Consider the following 17651-nt stretch of genomic DNA (forward strand, 5'->3'; position numbering starts at 1 on the left):
CTGCTGGTAAAAGTCGAGCGACCGCTCTGGCAGCCCAAAGGACAAATAAGCGTTGCCCAAGTTACCCAGCGAGGTAGCTTCTGCTTCGAGGACGTCCAACCTTTGGGCTAGTTCTAAGGACCGCTGATAGTAGTCAAGGGCTTGCCAAGCATCTCCAAGTGCATCGTGTAGGCTGCCAAGTCCATTCAGGCACACTAGGTCAACCTCACAATCTATTTTGTGCAGCAGGCTGGCGTATAGCTGCCGCTGTTCTCGATAATAGCCCCAGTTGAATAACCGCTCGTGTAGTTCTTCTGTTTCTGAATCATTAACTGGAGAAAAGGCTAATGGGTGAGCGTTTGCCCAGTCTGAGACAGCGCAGAGATGGTAGAAAGCTTCCAGTTCTCCCCGCACTAGGTCTATCTTCTCGGAAGAATGCTTTGGAGAGTACCGTTGCAGCCAATTGATTGCCGCAATGTATGGTTCTGTCGCAAAAACTCAGGAGTGGTAGATTAGGAGACCGATTTCCTCATGTCATCTACCACCAACTTCACCTTCATGTCTCATCCTGCCCTGTTCAAGTGGAAGCACTTTCAGCCTGAAGTCATACTGCTCAACATCCGTTGGTACTGCCGCTATGCCTTGAGCTATCGGGACCTCGAGGAGATGATGGCCGAACGAGGACTCTCGGTTGACCATAGCACAATCAATCGATGGGTGTTGCAGTACGGACCAGAACTCGACCAGCGCTGTCGCCCGCATCTGCGTGTGCCGAACGATTCTTGGAAAGTCGATGAGACGTACGTGAAAGTCAAAGGGGAGTGGAAATATCTTTATCGAGCCATAGATTCGAGCGGTCAGACACTGGACTTCATGTTGAGCGCTAAGCGCGATACCAAAGCTGCCAAACGGTTTCTCAAGAAGGCTTTGCAGGCACCTCACACGTCCACCCCGCGTGTGATCAACGTTGATAAGAATGCGGCTTATCCCCCGGCGGTTGATGACCTCAAGACGGAAAAAACGCTGCCAGAAAAGACCAAACTCCGCCCCGTTAAGTATCTCAATAACCTGATTGAGCAGGACCATCGCCGCATCAAACGTTTGGTCAAACCGGGTTTAGGCTTCGGTTCCTTCAATACAGCTCGACGGACTCTCAAAGGGTACGAAGCGATGGCGATGATTCGCAAAGGACAGATCCAAAATGTCGATAGAGATGATGTGACAGGACAGATCTCTTTCATCCACCAAATCTTCGGCATCGCTGTATAAAAATAGATAAGAAAGAGGATTTTCATACCCTCATCTTCTTTTTGCGACAGAGCCAATGCACTTGCTTCACTCGCTAGGTCTCCGACCTCTTGATGAATTTTGAGCGCCTTTTGGTGATACTCAATCGCTTTCTCGTATTGACCTAAGGCAGTGTAAGAAGCTCCTAACGCACGCAAAGCAAAGGCTTTATTGTTAAGATTACCAATCTCTTGAGCGATTTCTAAGGCTCGCTGCTGTTTTTCAAGTGCTTCGGAATAGTTTCCTTGCATCATTAAATAATTGCCAATAGCGGTCAATGAATCTCCCTGCCCAGGCAATTTGCCAATACTTTGATTGATGATCAAGGCTTGTTCGGTGTAGTCTATAGCTTCCTGATAGTTGCCTCGCCCTAGGCTTAGCTGTCCTAAATTGTGGAGATTAATTGCTTCGCTAGGCTTCAACCCCAGTTCTTGACTCAGCTCCAGAGCCTGATCGAGATATATTTGAGCTTGCTCGTAGTTCCCTTGAGACAGATAAACAGTAGAAATATTATTAAGAACGCTGTTCTCTGAAGGGCGCAGTTCTTTTTCTCGAACGATTTCTAGCGCTTGTCTTAAAATGTCTAGCGCTTTGGGATAGTTTCCCTGATCTTGGTAAGTAACACCAATACTACTGAGCGTTGATGCTATGCCAGCATAGCTCTCTATTTCCTCAAATATTTTCAGAGCCTGCTCGCGGTACTCAAGTGATTTCTCAAAATTGCCTTGATTTTGATAAACTGAGCCAATATTCATGATAATAGTCGCTTCGAAGTCTCTATCTGGTGATGTGTTTCTAATGATTTCTATAGCTTCCTGATAGAGATCTATCGCTTCTTGATAACGACCTTGATTGTCATAAACAGCAGCCATGTTATTGAGTGTTGTAGCTTCGGCATACCAAGTTAAATCAATGCAGAGTTCTAAACTATGCTCTAGTGATTCTTGCTGTCTTCTTTTATTTTGATTTCGTAATGCAGGATCTTCATGCTCTGCCTGATTTTCTTTAGGTAGATAGCCATCAAAAGCGGAACATTCTTCTTTCAAATTCTCAACTGCACTAGAAGCCTGCAAGTCTGCGCGAATCAATTCTGCGGTATCTAAATTTCGATTGAGCTTATCTAAAGCTTGCTCATAGTCTCCTCGACTACTATAAATAGTTGCAAGGTTGTTTAAAGCAGAGCTTTCAGTTCTCCAATCGCCTTCAGATCTGGCAATATCTGCAACTTCTTCATAAATAGCGATCGCTTCATCATATTGACCAATATCGTCATGTACAGCTGCAGTTGAAAGTAGCGCTGATTGTTTGAGAACAAAGTTTTCGGTCTTCTCAGCAGTTTCTAAAAGTTGTGATAGTACTTCCAGAGCTTTATCATACTCACTAAGACTCCTGTAGGTTACGGCAATACTCTGCCAACCTCCAATTTCCCGCTCTAAATCATCCAGATTTTTAGCCAGTTCTACTTGATTCAAATATGTCGCTAAAGCTTTTCTATTGTTTCCCTGATCGCTATAAACTAGACCAATATTCATTAGGAGAGTAAGCTTCGTTGATAGCGCTTGCTGCACCCAGTCTCTCTCTTGATCGCTCGTTTTTTCAGCAACGGCTAGCATAGCTTCTGCGTAACCCAAGCCTCGCTCTAATACCTCTAAAGCCTTTTCATACTCACCAGCTTGCCGATACTGATCGCCCAAATCGCCAGTCTGAGTTTGAAGACCTAGAAGAAGATTAAGTTCTAATTGGAGTTCTCCAGATTCTTGAGCAGGTTCTAACCCTTTTTCTGCGGCTTCTATAGCAGCTTGATAATCACCAAGATCGCCATACGCATTACTGATACGGTTATAGCTGCTGGCAATACCCTGGTACGCTAGATCTCGTGAATCAGGATCGTTAGAAGCTAAAGCGTAAGGCAAACTGGTTTGATAAACTTCCAAAGCTTCTTGGCTAGCTTCTAAATCCTCTTTATATTTACCTTGAGCAACAAATATGCGGCCCTGTTTTTCATAGCTGAGACCAATAGCTTGATAAAGAGAATGAAGAGCGGAATTAGCTAGCTCGACTGATTGAGAGTCTTGCATTTCCTCAGCAAAACGTATAGTTTTTTTTGCTCTCTCTAACGTTTGTTTGGCAGAAGAGATGGCTTTATCAATTACTGCATGAGCTTGTTGAAAATCATCAGATTGAAATAATTCTGTAGCTTCAGCATAGCGATTATGAGTAATTGATAAATTTGCATGAGTAATTCCAATTTGAGCGTGGACTATTGCTATTTTCAAGCTTTTCGTATTTTGTTCAGCTTTTTGTAGGCTCTGGCTTGTTTTTATAGCCTGTTCAAAAGATTGAATTGCTGCCGTATACTCTTTCTTGTCGTCATAGGCCTGCCCTTGACTTGTATAAGCCCAAACTAACTGAGATTTTTCATAATCTCTAAAGCTATCCATTTCTACAGTTGAGTAAATCTCAATCGCCCGCTGAAATGAATCAAGGGACTGCTTAAAATTGTCGTTTTCATAATGTGCTACACCTACGAAGTCATGAGTCCGCGCTTCCGCATACAGGCTTTTGCTTTCGCGGCTAAGCTGTAGAGCTTCTTCTAAAACTTCAAAAGCTTTATCCGAATCTTCAAGACGAAAGTGAGCTAATCCAACCCAAGCAGTTACTAAAGCACTGTAGTAACCACTGCGGCGAGCTTCATCTGACGATTGCGGTTCAGACTCCAGCAGAGCGATCGCTTCCTGTAACTGCTCTAATCCTGTTTCAAATGATTTTCGCTTAACATTTATAGCGCCAATATCTGCCAAGACCGTGCCTTGCTCAATCGGCGTTCCTACCTCATCGAAAATACGTTGAGATTCTTTTAACTTTGCCAGTATCAAATCAAAATTGTCATCCGGCTGGGCCATCGCCAGAATTCTCATCGCTTCCGCTTCACCCCGGCGATCGCCCAGTTCACGATACAAAGCCACCGCCTGCTGACTTAGATCCAGTCCTAGCTCGTCCTCACCCTGAAAGATGTAAACCTCTGCCAGCATCGTCAGCGTAGCTGCTTCCTCAGACGGGTTATTGCCAGCTTGCTCCAGCTCCAAAGCTCGCTGTAATGGGGCGATCGCCGCAGGTAAATAGCCTTGATAATAGAGCTGCCATCCCTTTCGACGCAACGCCTCCGGATGATCAGCAATTACTTGAGCGCTAGCCTCTTCTAGGCTTGCAGATATTAGATTTAGAGATTCATAAGACGGCTCTAGCAACGCTGGAGAAAATGACAAAACAGACGCCAGTATACCGAGAACAGAAATTTGTAAATGCATGACGTAGTGAGTAGATAAGGGGGGCTAAATCGAAACAGCTCAACATCGCTAGTGCCTCAGCAGCACTAATCTATTGCCAGTCTCAGGACACCACATTTGATACATACCATTTCCTGCAAAGGAAAGTTGGCTTTGTCAACTACGGTAAATTCCTGAGACTGCTGCTTTAACCCCACATGCGTCTAGGACAATCTTGCTTATTCACTCCGCATTGATGAATAAGCGCATTTCCTTCAGAACCACGAGCAATTAAGCGATCGCTCAAGTCGCTATTTCTGGTACGCTGCTGACGCTTTAACCGCTGGAATGGATGAGGTTAACACCTCTATTGCAGATGTTCTAAGTTGCTTAGCCACACCAGTTCGCAAAATTTTTCAATACTATCAATAGGTTTACTATGACACCTCAAACACGTAACGCACTCTGGCCTCCCATCAATACACCTGCTGAGGCCAAGCAAGTAGCCAAACAAGGCTTTTGGGCGGCTGTTTGTGTCGCTACGCTTACTGCTATCTTCGCTTTAGTTGCGATCGCTCTGGGTGAGTCTATTCTCGATATGCCAATCAACGCTTGGTCTTTTGTTGACGTAGGAATTTTTATAGCGATTGCCCTCGGCATCCGCAAGCTTTCGCGGATTGCTGCCATTTTAGGATTGACATTCTACTTATTGGGTCAAGTTTATATGTGGACTACGGTTGGCTTTCAACCCAATGGAATTCCTATCATAATGATCTTGATAATGGCATTCATCAATGGAATACGGGGTACCTTTGCCTATCACCATCTACGGCAACATGAGTAGTAAGTTCTTCGCAGCTCTAGCACATCTTTTTTTCAAAACACACGATCGCTCACCCACTGTCCCTAAACCCGGCAAAACAAGCGGATTGCAGAAGAGTTAGCTGAAAATACCAGTAAACTCAATGTCAGACTTGTTTAGGTCTTATCTTATTGTGTGACTGCCTGTTAGCCTAGTTCGACGAAACAACCAGCAAGTTGTCGAAGCGATTCTGCTGGAGTTGAACCAACAACGTGTGGCAGATTTTCACTCGTTTTGGCAGGCGTCGCTGCGTCGTTTTTCCCAAGAGGATAAGTACTGGGATTGGGCTTTCAAGCAGCGACTGACTGTTCGAAACGCTAAGTTATGAAGGCTATGCTGTTGAGTGCGATGGTTTTACTCAAGGGCTGATGATGCTAGAGACGGAGGGACACGCTTCGCAATTTTGCTCAGGCAAATGCTTAGTTTACATTGCGGCTTTGTCAGTGGCTCCCTGGAATCGACGGTAGGTGCAGCGCCCTCCCCGCTTCAAAACTGTAGGGAGTGTGCTGCTAAATTTTTCTCGTTTGCGTAGCCTTGAGCTAGGCTATGAAGGTCGGGTAGGTCTTCATGCACTTCCTGGAGCAGAGGGTTTTTATGAGCGCAAGGATATGATGCGTTTAGATCCTGACCCGGATGATTTCATAGATTAGATGCGGAAGACGAACAACTGACTTATTTCGAGTATCCTGCTCGGAAGAGGCGCTAGCTCAGAAGATGTCTTTTCAAAGTTTTGATGACCAGCAAATGGCTCTTGACATGATGGCTCAGTTGCATGATCCGCAGTGGGCATTGGAAGCATCTAGGGCTGAAGATGAAGCAGATTGCGAGATTGGTGCAGGCCGTGAATGGGGAGTGCTGCTTAGGCAGATGATGAGCGACCCTGAAGGCTTTCATCAGTTTCAGCGGCTACGGCAACTAGTTTTGAAAGCGTTGTGTCAGATACTCAGCAGTGGCAATCTAGGAGCGGGTTTAGAAGCAGCCTTCGCAGCGGGCAGAGAACGCCTGCTTCTCCGTTTGCAACACCCGGACCCAGAGCTTCAGGCTCAGCTCAAGGCAGTGTTGGCAGAAGACCTGGCTGAACCATTAGGCAAAGTGGTTCTATCAGACTCCGCTCAACATTCCCTGCAGCAAGCGGTTGGTGCGGCCTTGTTGCCTGAAGATTGGGAAGCGATTGCGATCGCGGCTGCTAGTGCTATTCAACAATATGTGACTCATCATCTGAGTGTGCCACAATCTGCTTGAACAGGTTTAGAGTGCACTATTGAGTAAGGCTGCGATCGCAGTTGTTGAGGTTACTCGTTGGCAGTCTCATCAGGTTCAGGGGTTTGGGCTTCTATTGCTTGAATAGCGGTTTCTAGCTCCATTTCAAGCTGCTCAATGGTCGGTAGTTGCTCTTTGAGCGCTTCTGGAAGTCGATGGCTAGAGACTGCGATGGGAGTATGGAGGTTGCGCAGGGCGTATTCGGCAATCGTTTTGTTTCTCGATTTGCACAAGACAATGCCGATTGTAGGCGCATCGTCAGCATGACGCAGCAAGTCATCTACTGCCGAGACATAGAAGTTCATTTTGCCGGTGTATTCAGGGCGAAACTCGGTGACTTTCAGGTCAATGACGATGTAGCAGCGCAGCTTGAGGTGGTAGAAAAGCATGTCGATGAAGTACTCATTGCCTGAGACTTCTAGCCGATATTGGCTGCCGACGAAAGCAAAGCCAACGCCCAGTTCTAGAAGAAAGTCTCGGATGCGAGCAACCAAGGCGGCTTCTAGCTCGCGCTCCTGAATAGAGCTGGTGACTATGAGAAAGTCGAGGTGATATTCATCTTTAATCAGCTGTTGCGCGAGGTCAGACTGGGGCTTGGGTAGTGTCTGCTCAAAGTTCGTCACAGCGCCGCCTTGCCGCTGATAGAGATTGCTTTCAATTTGCAGGGTCAAGATGTTGCGACTCCAACCATTAGCAATGGTTTGTTGTATGTACCATAGGCGCTCTTGTGGATCTTTGACCTTTTCCAACAACCTGACATTGTGCCCCCAAGGAATTTGTCCAACAGCTTGTTGGACAAATTGCTGATCGGGATAAGCTTCGGCAAAAGCTCTCATGTAGAGTAGGTTTGACCGCGAGAAGCCTTTCATATTAGGAAACTCACGCTTGAGATCTCGGGCCAGCCGCTCAATGACTTTAGCGCCCCATCCCTGCTCGCTTTGCTTGAGCAGAATTTCTTGGCCGATATGCCAATAGAGCAGTACCAGTTCTTGGTTGACGGCGATCGCTGCTTTGATTTGGGCTGAACGGATGCGGCTTTTTAGCTCGTTGAGCAAAGCAAAGTAGTTGTCTTCATCGGGGAGTAGAGAGGGTTGGCGGGGCATAGAGGGAAAAGCAACAGTCCTGCTGAGTTGGCTCATGCCTCTCGATTGTATTGGAATTCTAGTCAGTTCAATTCAAATGTACTATTGCAGTAGCGTAAAGTGACGCTTTGGCCGTCAGAGGTGACGCTATGAGCAATCTATTGCTGATTGAAAGCCCCGGCAAAGTGAAAAAGCTGGGTCAAATTCTAGGGGCTGGCTGGGTAATCAAAGCTAGCATGGGGCACATTCGCGAGCTGGCTAACGATGGCGAGGATGCCCTCGGCTTTGACTTGGGTGTGACAGCCATTGAGTGTCGCTATCAGCCCCGCGATGCCCGCTCCAAGAAAGTGCTCTCTGAGCTGCGCCAGGCAGTTAAGCAAGCCGACCGAGTTTACATCGCCACGACCCCGACCGCGAAGGCGAAACGATTGGCTGGCACCTGCAGCAGGCGCTACGGCTGCGCAACCCACAGCGCGTGGTCTACAGCGAGATTACCCCTCAGGCAGTGCGCGCGGCGATCGCTCGGCCCCGCCACCTGGATGAGCATCTCATTGCCGCAGGCAGGGCGCGTGACTGCCTCGATAAGCTGGTGGGCTACAAAGGTAGCCGCCATGTGGTCTGGCCGCTGAACAACGGAGCCAAGTCGATGGGCCGGGTGCAAAGTGCGACGCTACATCTGCTGTGCGATCGCGAGCGAGCGATTCAAACGTTTGAGCCGCAGGACTACTGGAGCGTCTGGGTGAGCTACCAGGAAGGCTTCAAAGCGTTCTACCGCAGCCGCCCTCAACCGCAAAAGAAATCTAAAAAATCAGCTCAAGAGACAGCAGTCGCCAAAGGCAAAAGTGTAGCACCAGAGTCAGAGCGGGTGACCTCAAAACAACGAGCTGATGAACTGGTAGCGATCGCCCTTAGTCAGCCGCATCAGGTTTTGCAGATTGAAGGCAAACAGGTGCAGCAGTCGCCACCGCCACCGTTCGTCACCTCGACCTTGCAGCAGGCTGCCGGATCAAAGCTGCGCCTCAGCCCGGAGCAGACGATGAAAGTGGCGCAGTCACTCTACGAGAAAGGCCACATCACCTACATGCGCACTGACTCGGTTGCGCTCTCAGCCCCTTTTTGTGAATCAGTGCGGCAGTATCTGCAGCAGTATGACCCAGACAACTTGCCATCCAAGCGAACTAAGCATCGAGCCGTGAAAGGCGCACAGGCTGCCCACGAAGCGATTCGTCCAACTGATATCAGCCGCCTGCCAGAAACCTTGCAGCGAGAACTACCTGCAATCGAGGCAAGTCTCTACGAGCTGATTTGGTATCGAACCGTAGCCTCTCAGTGCGCTCCTGCCCGGCTGCGAAAAACGCGCGTGGTCACCCAATCTGGGGAAGCCTACTGGGAAGCTAGAGGTCAGGTGCTAGAGTTTGCGGGTTATACCCGCTACTGGAACAACCTCAGCGCTGACACGGTGCTGCCGACCCTCACCCAGGGTCAAACGCTCACACTGCAGCAGGCCCAAGCCGACGCCAAGCAAACACAGCCCCCGCCGCGCTATAGCGAACCGCAGTTAGTGAAGCTGATGGAGCAGAAAGGGATTGGTCGTCCCAGCACCTATGCGCCGACGATCAAAACGCTGAAGCAGCGACAGTACGTTGAGCCTACCAAAGGCAAGCTGACGCCGACTCCATTGGGCCTAGAGCTAGATGCGGCGTTAGGCAAGCTGCTGCCAGACCTGATTCAGCCCGAGTTCACCGCGCAGATGGAGACGGCCTTAGATGCGATCGCGGCGGGTGAGCAGGAATGGCAGTCCTATCTGATTGGCTGGCACGAGAGCTACTTTGCCCCAGCGATCGCGCGAGCACAGCAGCAACTGCGATCGCTAGAGCGACCGGCAAAGTCTCCGCCTGCAGCATCCTCGGCTACGTCTCAGGTTTCTAAACCACAGGTCAGTCAGATAAAGCCGAGTAACGCCAAGCCCAGCAAGATCCAGTGCCCCACCTGTGGTCAGCTAATGGACAAGATTCCCTCTCGTTCCAAGAAGCTCAAAGCCAAGCACTTCCTCAAATGCGGTAGCTGCAATACGGTGATGTTCTGGAACGGCAAGGCCAAACGCTATGAGCTGCCCTATGCGCAGCAGCAGGCCAACACACCGGAGAACTTTACGGACTCTCCCTGCCCGGTCTGCGGTGCTTTGCTGGAGCGCTATCGCTACCAAAAAAATGGTCAGGACAAGGTGATGCTGCGCTGTTCACTGCTGGAAAACCGACGCGACCAGTGCAAAGAGGTAGCTTTCTTTGAGAGCCGGGGTGAATTTTGGTCACCGAAGTTTGGCACGCTGAAGCTGCCAGAACCTCAGCTTTGAGCGCTACGGTGCTAGGGAAGGTTTTGCAGACGAGGAGGAACTGTCATGACGATGGCCACGGCTGAGAATGGCTGGATTAGCAGAGTAGAAGGCGAAAACTCAGAACTGCTGGAGCGGGCAGAACGAATTATTGCTAGTACCCTCTACTGCACGCTTTCGACCTGTTCGCCGGATAGTTTTCCCTGGGCCTCGCCGGTGTTCTTTGTCTACGATGCCGCCTGGACTATCTACTGGTCATCGGCGATCGCCTCTAGGCATTCTCAGAACCTGTACCAGAATCAGGGACGGCTGGCGATCGCTATCTACAGCACGAGCGTAGGTGAAGGCAAAGGGCAGGGAGTGTATCTGAGTGGCTATGGGGGAGAGCTGGCGCCTGAGCGAGTTGAGGCTGTAATGCAGCAGCTTTTTGCGCGAGCGGATGGAAAGCCACCGCAGCGGACGGCCTCAGATTATCTAGGCACTTCGCCACGCCGGATCTATCAGTTTGAGCCGGAGGCGGCTTGGATGACGGGAGAGCGGTTGGCATTGGGGAATCAGCTTGTGGATACGAAAGTGGTGCTGGACCTAAGCCGACTCTTCAAGACGTGATTTAATGGTCTCTCAAGCTGCAAAATCAAGATGATGTCGTAATCAGAGGAGCCAGGTATGTTGAAGATCCAGGACCGGATTAGCCTTGCCAAGAGTTCGCTAGCCGAATTCAGCCAAGTGGTTGAACCTATCCTCGACCTAGATATGGTCTATTTTGATAAACCACACTACTCGCTGCGTTCTGCCATCCTTTTTGCTCAGAATGCGCTAGCGGCGAACTGGCTCGACCATGACCAATCAGCGGCAGCTTGCCGGTTAAATTCAGCCTTTTCGCGGGTAGCACATAACCTTCCGCCTGAAGCGTTGAAACCTGCGATTGAGTGGTTGTTCTTCACCAGTGAGAATTTAGGCGTTGCTGATTTCTGAGATGAATCGGATTCTCAAAACCTTATTCCCACTGAGTTTCATAAGTCTGTTCATCCCTCGTTTCAGCAACGCCAGAATTTAGTGCTGGTGGCAGAACTGAGGCAGAGTTGCGAAGCTAAAACAGGTTTTTGAGACTTGCATCTCAGCTATCAAGTTTGAGCGATTGGGCGATCGCAGCTTTATGTAGTAGAGAACTACTTAAAAGGATGTTAATGAATAGTTGCCGACAGTGCAACTCGTCAACGGCAGTATGAGGCATAGATCTCTAGATTTTTCGATAAAGAATTTCCTCAGAGTGCCTATTTAGAAAAAATAGTCTAGGTGTAGTCCGAGGCTACTGAATCTGGATGATTTAGGGGTATAAGCCCGGCTCATGAGTTGAACGAGTTTCCAAGCTTTCCCCCACTTTTTTTCGCTCTCCGTTAGATACGCCTCCCAGAAGTCGCTGTAGCAAAGCGCGCACTGCCGATAGAGCGCTGGCAAGGAGGCCCTCAGCGCCTGAGCCCCTGCCCGAGAGCGATCGCCGATATGCACCCCGACAATCTCACGGGTGGTGCGATTGATGGCCAGCCAAATCCATTGCTTGTTCCCTTGGTTGCCCACGAAAGACCAGGCTTCATCGCACTCGATGGTTAAGCGCCCTTTTTTTGAGCGTTCACTTTCACTTGGTGCTCAACTCGGGCATATTTTTGATTGACATATTGCTGAAGCCAGACCTCTGAAACCTCGACCATGCGAGCAATGCCAGCCTGCGGAAGCTTTTCGAGCAAGCGTTTATCAATCAAGTGCCGGGTGGCCTCATCAATCATCTTGCTCTCGGGGTCTGCGACGAACTGCCTCGAACAGGCTTTGCACTTATGGTTTTGTTTACCGTTGTGGATTCTGCCGTCTTTGACGATGTTAGAAGAGCCGCAGTTGGGACAAGGAGGCAACGAACCAGACATTTCGCTAGCGTCGGTATCATTCTGTTGCTAGTTTTGCCGCTGTTCTGCCTCAGCTCGCATCGTCTGTTCGTCAGAAATTGTGACCACTATCCTTACACGTTAAGGACTACCTTGAAGAGTTTTATCAGGTGGCGTTTCGCAAGCGTGTGAGAACTTCAGAGAACCCCTTTCCTAGTGAATGTTTCAAGCTTTTGTCCTGTACTGAGAAGGAAATATTGTACTGTTGAGTTACTTTGACTAACTTCCAAGTTGTTATGTCTTGTGACTATCTGTTACCATAGAGCTGGCTATGGATAACATTTGCTATCAGAATTGATCATGTCTTAAGCTCAGAAGCTTTTTCTTGTTGAAAGTGTTTAGCTTTGGAAGCGGTCGCATGAAGCGTTCTCCATTAACTGTGAACGAGTCGCCAACTTATCAGTTTGAGATTCTCTCAACGCCGCTTCCAATCCCTCTACAGAAGAAAATGAATCAAGACTTCTGAACTTTTTCCTGAACTTTCCTGAACTTTTATGGATTGGCGATCTCGCGATAGCTTGTCATGATGGAGTAGTTCAGATTCTACAGAGCTATAAATATTGCATTACATAAGTGTTTGGAATTCCTGCTTAATGTTCTTTCTAGGTCTCTGTAATGATATAGCGGGTGATCCTTCTCAGTACTGCTATTCAAATTAGTAATGATTCAAACTCCATCTCAGGTGAAGGTCATTTGTGAGTTTCTTTGCTTCTTTTAGCTAATTTTTTACCCTGGAAACAGGTACTTCTTAGTAACATGGTGTGACTTTGACTAAATTTGCTGTTACCATATATTGTAGGTTACCTTATACAACCTCTAAAAGTAATCGATAGTAACTGGTGTAAAGGCTATTCCTCGCATTACTATTGAGTCGCCAAATCTAATGGTTTTCGCAGAGTAGATAGCCTCTAAGACCAGCTTTATCGAGAAGTAAGAGCCCTAAAGCATGAAACGTATCTTTATGCTTTAGAGCTTTTGCTGTTTGTAAAAATAAGTTGTTATACTACTAGCAATGAGTTTGGCGACTCAATTGAACAGTTAATTGCGAGGATAACAGCTATGTCCAGGTTGAAAAGTTTGGCCAGAAATTTGTTAGTTCCTGTTTCTGTACAGCTTATTACCAGTGGCACGATTGCGATGGTGCAACAGGTTAATAACCCTAATTTGCCTAGATATGTGACAATCAGCATCTCAACTGCTGTTGTGGATGTTGTTATTCAAACCTCTCCTATTTTCAGGGAGCTTCCAGATTGAACTTTTATTAAAGTTCTAAGGTTCAAGCTGAGTAGTCGCGTTTGTACTTCTCGATAGTGCCTGTTGAACTGGGCATTCTGCATGGTATTTGCATGTGCTTGTCACTGTAGATGCCATGCTTTTGTCGTGCTTGTTCTTATAGACTTCAGTAAGATACTCTTCATCTTTAGTTGATTCTACCTGGGCGAATCGGTATTTGGCAGGCTGTTATCAATAAAATCAGCCATATTCCCAATACCTCATCTTACGCTTATCTGAAGCCAATCCCAACAACACCAGTTGTTTAAGCTCCTGTCGCTTAGCTCGAATTTCAGGTTGGCGTGACTCTTGCAGATGGGTATTCACAGATCGCGAAATCTACCAGATTTCATCGGATAACGGAAGGCTACTGTTACTTAGAGCACATTATGAGCATTGCTAGGATTCACTTAGAGCTGATGATATCAACACCTTTATTGATTAAGGAGAAAAAGTAACTTAAAGTCACCCAAAGTCATTCATTCTCACGGTACACTGTTGCACAGCAGGGAAAGTCTGCTGATGGGTGTATGGCTAGTTATGGACTTAGAGTTAAGTGATGGCGAGCAGAAGATTTTCAACGTCGTTAGCGATCTTTTATCTCTAGGGAGTGCTGGGAAAGAGCATAAGATATTAAATTACTCTGAAAAACTTGTAATTCTCGCTGTTTTACGAAAAAAGACTTATAAAGAAATAGCTGCTGAATATGAGCAGGCTGCGCGCTCCTTGAACAATCGAGCAAGCACTTTATTTAAGACTTTAAATGCTGTTCTTGGTAATACTAAACTCAGTAAGCACAATTTTTTAACCTTTCTTCAAGATACAGGTAATTATCCTCCTGAGTTACATAAAATATTGCAAGATAGAGGTATGAGCCTGGAAGATTTACGACTTGCTAGTCAGTCCGCTACTTCTATTCCAATAGCAGATATTGTCAGTAGCCCGCACGCTCAGAGAAGCAATAATGTTGTACTTAATGGTTTAGAGAGGAATCCAGGCAACTTTGTAGATCGCCCAGAACTAGATGAGTTACAGCGGGCCGTTGAGAGCTCTCATCGATTGGTATTTCTTACAGGTCAATGTAAAACTGGTAAGACGTTTTTGGCTGGGAAGCTAGCAGACAAAATCATCAAGAAGCAAGAATTTGACTATGTAGCTTATTACCACGCTGAGTACCATATATCGACACTAGATGATCTTTATCGAGCGATCCTGTATCAGGTTGATCAACAGGAACCACCGGAAGCAATAGATGATATTGCAAGGGTTCAGGCAATTGTCAAGCGGCTGCGCAAGTACCGCTGTTTGATTATCATCGACGCAACCGAGAAATATCACACTAACGAGTTGGCTGGTGTATTTAATGAGCAGAGCTATGGTTATAAGAAACTCCTCGAACAAACGATTGAGGATGGACATATTAGTTGTTTGATTTGGATTGGCTGCGAATTACCGAATATTTCCTTTGAGCATAGATTGGATGTTGCTTATCATTGTCAATGTAATCAGCTATCTCTTGAAGCAGCGAGAGAACTTTTACAGGCTATAGAAAATTGCAAAAGTATTGCAGGTAATGATGAGAAATTAAGCCAGTTGGTGAGGTTTTGCGGCGGAAATCCTTACCTGTTAATTCATGCTGCTAGAACTACTGTTAAGTCTTACGATGGGCGGGTGAATGACCTGTGGAATGCAACGTTGACAGCGATATCTTCACATTGGGTTTCTGCGTTAAAAGATCGTTTAAAGCGACTAGGAAGAGCTGAGAGACATTTGCTTTATCTTCTAGTTTTAAGACCGCGACGTCGTAGCGACTTGACAACGCTAGTCAAGCCAGGTATATCAACAATGACCTTAAGTCATGCTTGGGACTCGCTGGAGCGACATCATCTTTTCACCAATAGTCTAGAAGGTAGAGAATACAAAAAACTGCACCCACCTCTGCTAGAGCGTTGTGCTGCCGGTTTGTTTGCTGAGGCTATCTATCAGGAAATTCTTGATTACTGTGCTGGTAACGATATTAACGATGATGCTACTAAGCCAACACCAAACCAAAGAAATAGAAGGCGACGCGGTGCTGACCTGCTACACTACTATCCACTTGTGATTGCAACGGCCCCGGCGCATCAGCAACAGTGGCAACGGCGGCATCTTCTTCATTTAGTTGCCGACAAGATTAAGGAGCAGTATCACAGCCAAGAGCATCAACAAGACCTGTGCAAACAGCTCTTGAACTGCTTACGCCAAGATCGTTTACGGCCAGGGGATAGTTATGCTGCTGGTAACCTTATCAACCTTGCTGGTGCGCTTGATTTTCCATTAACTGGGTTTGATTTCACTGGCTTACCAGTCAGACAAGCTGATCTTCGATGTGTAAATTTACAACAGGCTATCTTGCGACAGTGCCATTTCTCTGAAACCATTTTTCCTGATGGTTTGATTGACATTGATGTTATTGCGCTCTGCCCAGAGAGCAAATCATTCGCGATCAGTGATTATCGAGGGCATTTTGTCCGTTGGCAGATTGAGCCAGATGGCCGCATTTGGATGACTGATGTGCAGCAGATTCCGAATGGCAGAGCAACAGCGATGGCTTTTGCCACGGATGGGACATTAGCGATCGCATCAGATAACCGCATTTACTTGAGTTTCCCACAAACATGGCGAGATGACATGAGCGATGGTGATCAGCCACTATCATCATTGAATGACGAAATTGAGGCAGTGCAATCAAATATATCTTGCTTAAGCTATAGCTGTGATGGTGAACTCATTGCTGGTCTAGACAATGGTTATATTGCAATATGGCCACAATCCGTCAAAACACCACATTGGTTACAGCCAAATGGCCAAATTGAAATTACTGAACTAGCTTGGAGCCAAGACGGGAACTTTTTTGTTAGTCGAGATATTGCTGACACTTGCATAACTTGGCAACGGAGTAACGATAACCAAACATGGGTAAGATATGAGTTAGAGCAACCGAACTGGGACAGTCAGTATCTAGCAGTCGGCTGGCAAGATAACCAGCTACTGCAAGTGGAGAGTAATTCTGTAAGCAATTTGTCGTTCTCACTGAGCTTGAAGATAGGAGAAACTAGAAGGCATTTAGATGCTTTAGGTGGCTTGGATGCTCTGGCTATCAGTGAGAATGGACACCACCTTGCTGTTATTAATCTCCAAGGACAAGTATTGCTATGGCGCTTACCGCAATCAGAGCATAAAGTAATTGTTCATGAGATGATTCGACCAGAAAAAATATTGATAGATCGCGATGCTCAACACTTGCTCCTTTGGAACAGCTACAGCGTGCAGCTTTGGAGTATAGTAGAGGAGCGCTGCCTTTGGAAAATACAGCGCCTACAGCCACCTGAGCATTACGCTAAGTTGGATCTCCAGAAAGCAACGGGGATTAGCAAAGCAGCTTTGTACGTGTTTAGCGTATAGCTAGTCAGCCCGATTTTTCAGCCTCATGGCGTGGGCGACTTGTTCGATGAACGAGTCGCCTCGTTGTTGACAGGTGGCCGCCAAGGAGGCCAAAACGCTCCAAGTGGTTGCGCCTTTGAGGGTCTTGTTGCCACAGGAAAGTTTGCGAGAAATGACGGCAGGTCGCAGCTGTCGCTCAGCCAGATTGTTCGTCGCGTCAACCTCTGGAAAGTCGAGGAAGGTCAACAAGTGGTCTTGCTGCTTAGCCAAGCGCTGCCGGACTTTCTCCTCCTGTTGTCCTTGGTGTGTATCCGGCGGTCGGGGCTGAGCGAGTAGTTGTGCGAAACGGGTTTTGAGGAAATTACGACTACGTTGCTGCTGAGTCGGCGACAAGTCTGGAGCTAACCGTTTGAGCAACAGGGCGGTGTGCAGCAAGCTTCGCAGTTCCAGCAAGTAGCTCGATCCCTGTGCAGCTTCGGTTTTGAGCGCCCTAGATAGGGCTTTGAGATGATGGGCGTAACACTTCTGTTGCACCCCGTCGAGTCCGTCGTAGACCGACAAACAATCACTCACCAAAACCCCTTGAAAGGTATCAGATAAGATGGCTTGAGCCGTGGTTCGGTCGCGATGCTCAACCACCCGATAGTAGGTCGTCTCGTGGTTGGTGAACACCCACAGGGTGTAGCCCGGACCGCCCACCCACCAGCCGGTCTCATCGGTATGAATGACCTGACTCTGGCGTAATCGTTCTAAGCTCTCGTCATAAGAATTTTGCAGAGACTTGGCCACCCGCTCTAGCGCCTGTGCCAAACCGCCCGGGCTCAACTCGATGCCAAACATCTCCTGTAAAATTCGGCAGGTCTTGCGCATCGGCAGCTTCAGGTCTTTATTCAAAGCCGCCGCTAGGCCCAGAGCTCGTGGCCCGAGATGCGTTCCCGCCGCACCCGTGGC

General features: G+C 47.6%; 10 protein-coding genes and 3 pseudogenes. 8 read left to right on the top strand and 5 right to left on the bottom strand.

The annotated features are described in order from the left end of the window. Positions 1-393, bottom strand: a 393-nt coding sequence (locus tag QJQ48_RS26530) for a tetratricopeptide repeat protein (RefSeq protein WP_346294251.1), incomplete at its 3' end; no start/stop codon positions are given. A 144-nt stretch (positions 394-537) separates the two neighbouring features. Between QJQ48_RS26530 and QJQ48_RS26535 the strand changes: the two genes are divergently transcribed. Further along, a complete protein-coding gene (locus QJQ48_RS26535) occupies positions 538-1248 on the top strand; it encodes an IS6 family transposase (protein WP_346294264.1) in 711 nt (236 codons plus the stop codon). 89 nt (positions 1249-1337) lie between these two features. On the opposite strand, the pseudogene QJQ48_RS26540 reads toward QJQ48_RS26535, so the two are convergent. Then, positions 1338-4574: pseudogene (locus tag QJQ48_RS26540) on the bottom strand (tetratricopeptide repeat protein); the annotation flags it as partial. A 397-nt stretch (positions 4575-4971) separates the two neighbouring features. Between QJQ48_RS26540 and QJQ48_RS26545 the strand changes: the two are divergent. Beyond that, positions 4972-5376, top strand: a complete 405-nt coding sequence (locus tag QJQ48_RS26545) for a hypothetical protein (RefSeq protein ID WP_346294252.1) — start codon at positions 4972-4974, stop codon at positions 5374-5376. Positions 5377-6108: 732 nt separating this feature from the next. After that, positions 6109-6636 (top strand): hypothetical protein, encoded by a 528-nt coding sequence (locus QJQ48_RS26550; protein ID WP_346294253.1) that lies wholly within the window; start codon positions 6109-6111, stop codon positions 6634-6636. Between the two features lie 50 nt (positions 6637-6686). Here QJQ48_RS26550 and QJQ48_RS26555 read toward each other — a convergent pair whose 3' ends face one another. Continuing rightward, the gene (locus QJQ48_RS26555) at positions 6687-7757 is read right to left on the bottom strand and encodes a PDDEXK nuclease domain-containing protein (RefSeq protein WP_346294254.1); all 1071 of its coding nucleotides are present in this window, start codon (positions 7755-7757) and stop codon (positions 6687-6689) included. 128 nt (positions 7758-7885) lie between these two features. Here QJQ48_RS26555 and topA point away from each other — a divergent pair. The 3 genes and pseudogenes from topA to QJQ48_RS26570 all read left to right on the top strand — a co-directional run bounded on the left by topA (position 7886) and on the right by QJQ48_RS26570 (position 11043). Further along, a pseudogene (topA, locus tag QJQ48_RS26560) lies at positions 7886-10089 on the top strand (type I DNA topoisomerase). A 45-nt stretch (positions 10090-10134) separates the two neighbouring features. Beyond that, positions 10135-10677: a pyridoxamine 5'-phosphate oxidase family protein gene (locus tag QJQ48_RS26565; RefSeq protein WP_346294255.1), complete on the top strand. Its 543-nt coding sequence runs from the start codon at positions 10135-10137 to the stop codon at positions 10675-10677. A 57-nt stretch (positions 10678-10734) separates the two neighbouring features. Then, positions 10735-11043, top strand: coding sequence for a hypothetical protein (locus tag QJQ48_RS26570; RefSeq protein WP_346294256.1), 309 nt, complete (start codon positions 10735-10737; stop codon positions 11041-11043). 426 nt (positions 11044-11469) lie between these two features. Here the strand turns inward: QJQ48_RS26570 and QJQ48_RS28445 are convergent. Further along, positions 11470-11987 (bottom strand): annotated as a pseudogene (locus QJQ48_RS28445) (IS1 family transposase); the annotation flags it as partial. A gap of 1077 nt (positions 11988-13064) precedes the next feature. Here QJQ48_RS28445 and QJQ48_RS26585 point away from each other — a divergent pair. Both QJQ48_RS26585 and QJQ48_RS26590 read left to right on the top strand, forming a co-directional pair. Continuing rightward, the gene (locus QJQ48_RS26585; RefSeq protein WP_346294259.1) at positions 13065-13259 is read left to right on the top strand and encodes a hypothetical protein; all 195 of its coding nucleotides are present in this window, start codon (positions 13065-13067) and stop codon (positions 13257-13259) included. Between the two features lie 540 nt (positions 13260-13799). Beyond that, complete coding sequence (locus QJQ48_RS26590; RefSeq protein WP_346294260.1) at positions 13800-16721, top strand: helix-turn-helix domain-containing protein; 2922 nt, start codon at positions 13800-13802, stop codon at positions 16719-16721. Here QJQ48_RS26590 and tnpC read toward each other — a convergent pair. Then, the coding region (gene tnpC, locus QJQ48_RS26595; protein ID WP_346294261.1) for an IS66 family transposase at positions 16722-17651 on the bottom strand (930 nt) is incomplete at its 5' end. It abuts the gene before it with no gap.

The organism is Sphaerothrix gracilis Ecp01, from assembly GCF_030405905.1.
Taxonomy (GTDB): Bacteria; Cyanobacteriota; Cyanobacteriia; order Phormidesmidales; family Phormidesmidaceae; genus Sphaerothrix; species Sphaerothrix gracilis.

Excerpts from the sequence above, each read along its gene's own strand:
- QJQ48_RS26590 (WP_346294260.1), top strand. The coding sequence starts at position 13,800 with ATGGGTGTATGGCTAGTTATGGACTTAGAGTTAAGTGATGGCGAGCAG.
- QJQ48_RS26545 (WP_346294252.1), top strand. The coding sequence starts at position 4,972 with ATGACACCTCAAACACGTAACGCACTCTGGCCTCCCATCAATACACCT.
- QJQ48_RS26585 (WP_346294259.1), top strand. The coding sequence starts at position 13,065 with ATGTCCAGGTTGAAAAGTTTGGCCAGAAATTTGTTAGTTCCTGTTTCT.
- QJQ48_RS26550 (WP_346294253.1), top strand. The coding sequence starts at position 6,109 with ATGTCTTTTCAAAGTTTTGATGACCAGCAAATGGCTCTTGACATGATG.
- QJQ48_RS26570 (WP_346294256.1), top strand. The coding sequence starts at position 10,735 with ATGTTGAAGATCCAGGACCGGATTAGCCTTGCCAAGAGTTCGCTAGCC.
- QJQ48_RS26555 (WP_346294254.1), bottom strand. The coding sequence starts at position 7,757 with ATGCCCCGCCAACCCTCTCTACTCCCCGATGAAGACAACTACTTTGCT.
- QJQ48_RS26535 (WP_346294264.1), top strand. The coding sequence starts at position 538 with ATGTCTCATCCTGCCCTGTTCAAGTGGAAGCACTTTCAGCCTGAAGTC.
- QJQ48_RS26565 (WP_346294255.1), top strand. The coding sequence starts at position 10,135 with ATGACGATGGCCACGGCTGAGAATGGCTGGATTAGCAGAGTAGAAGGC.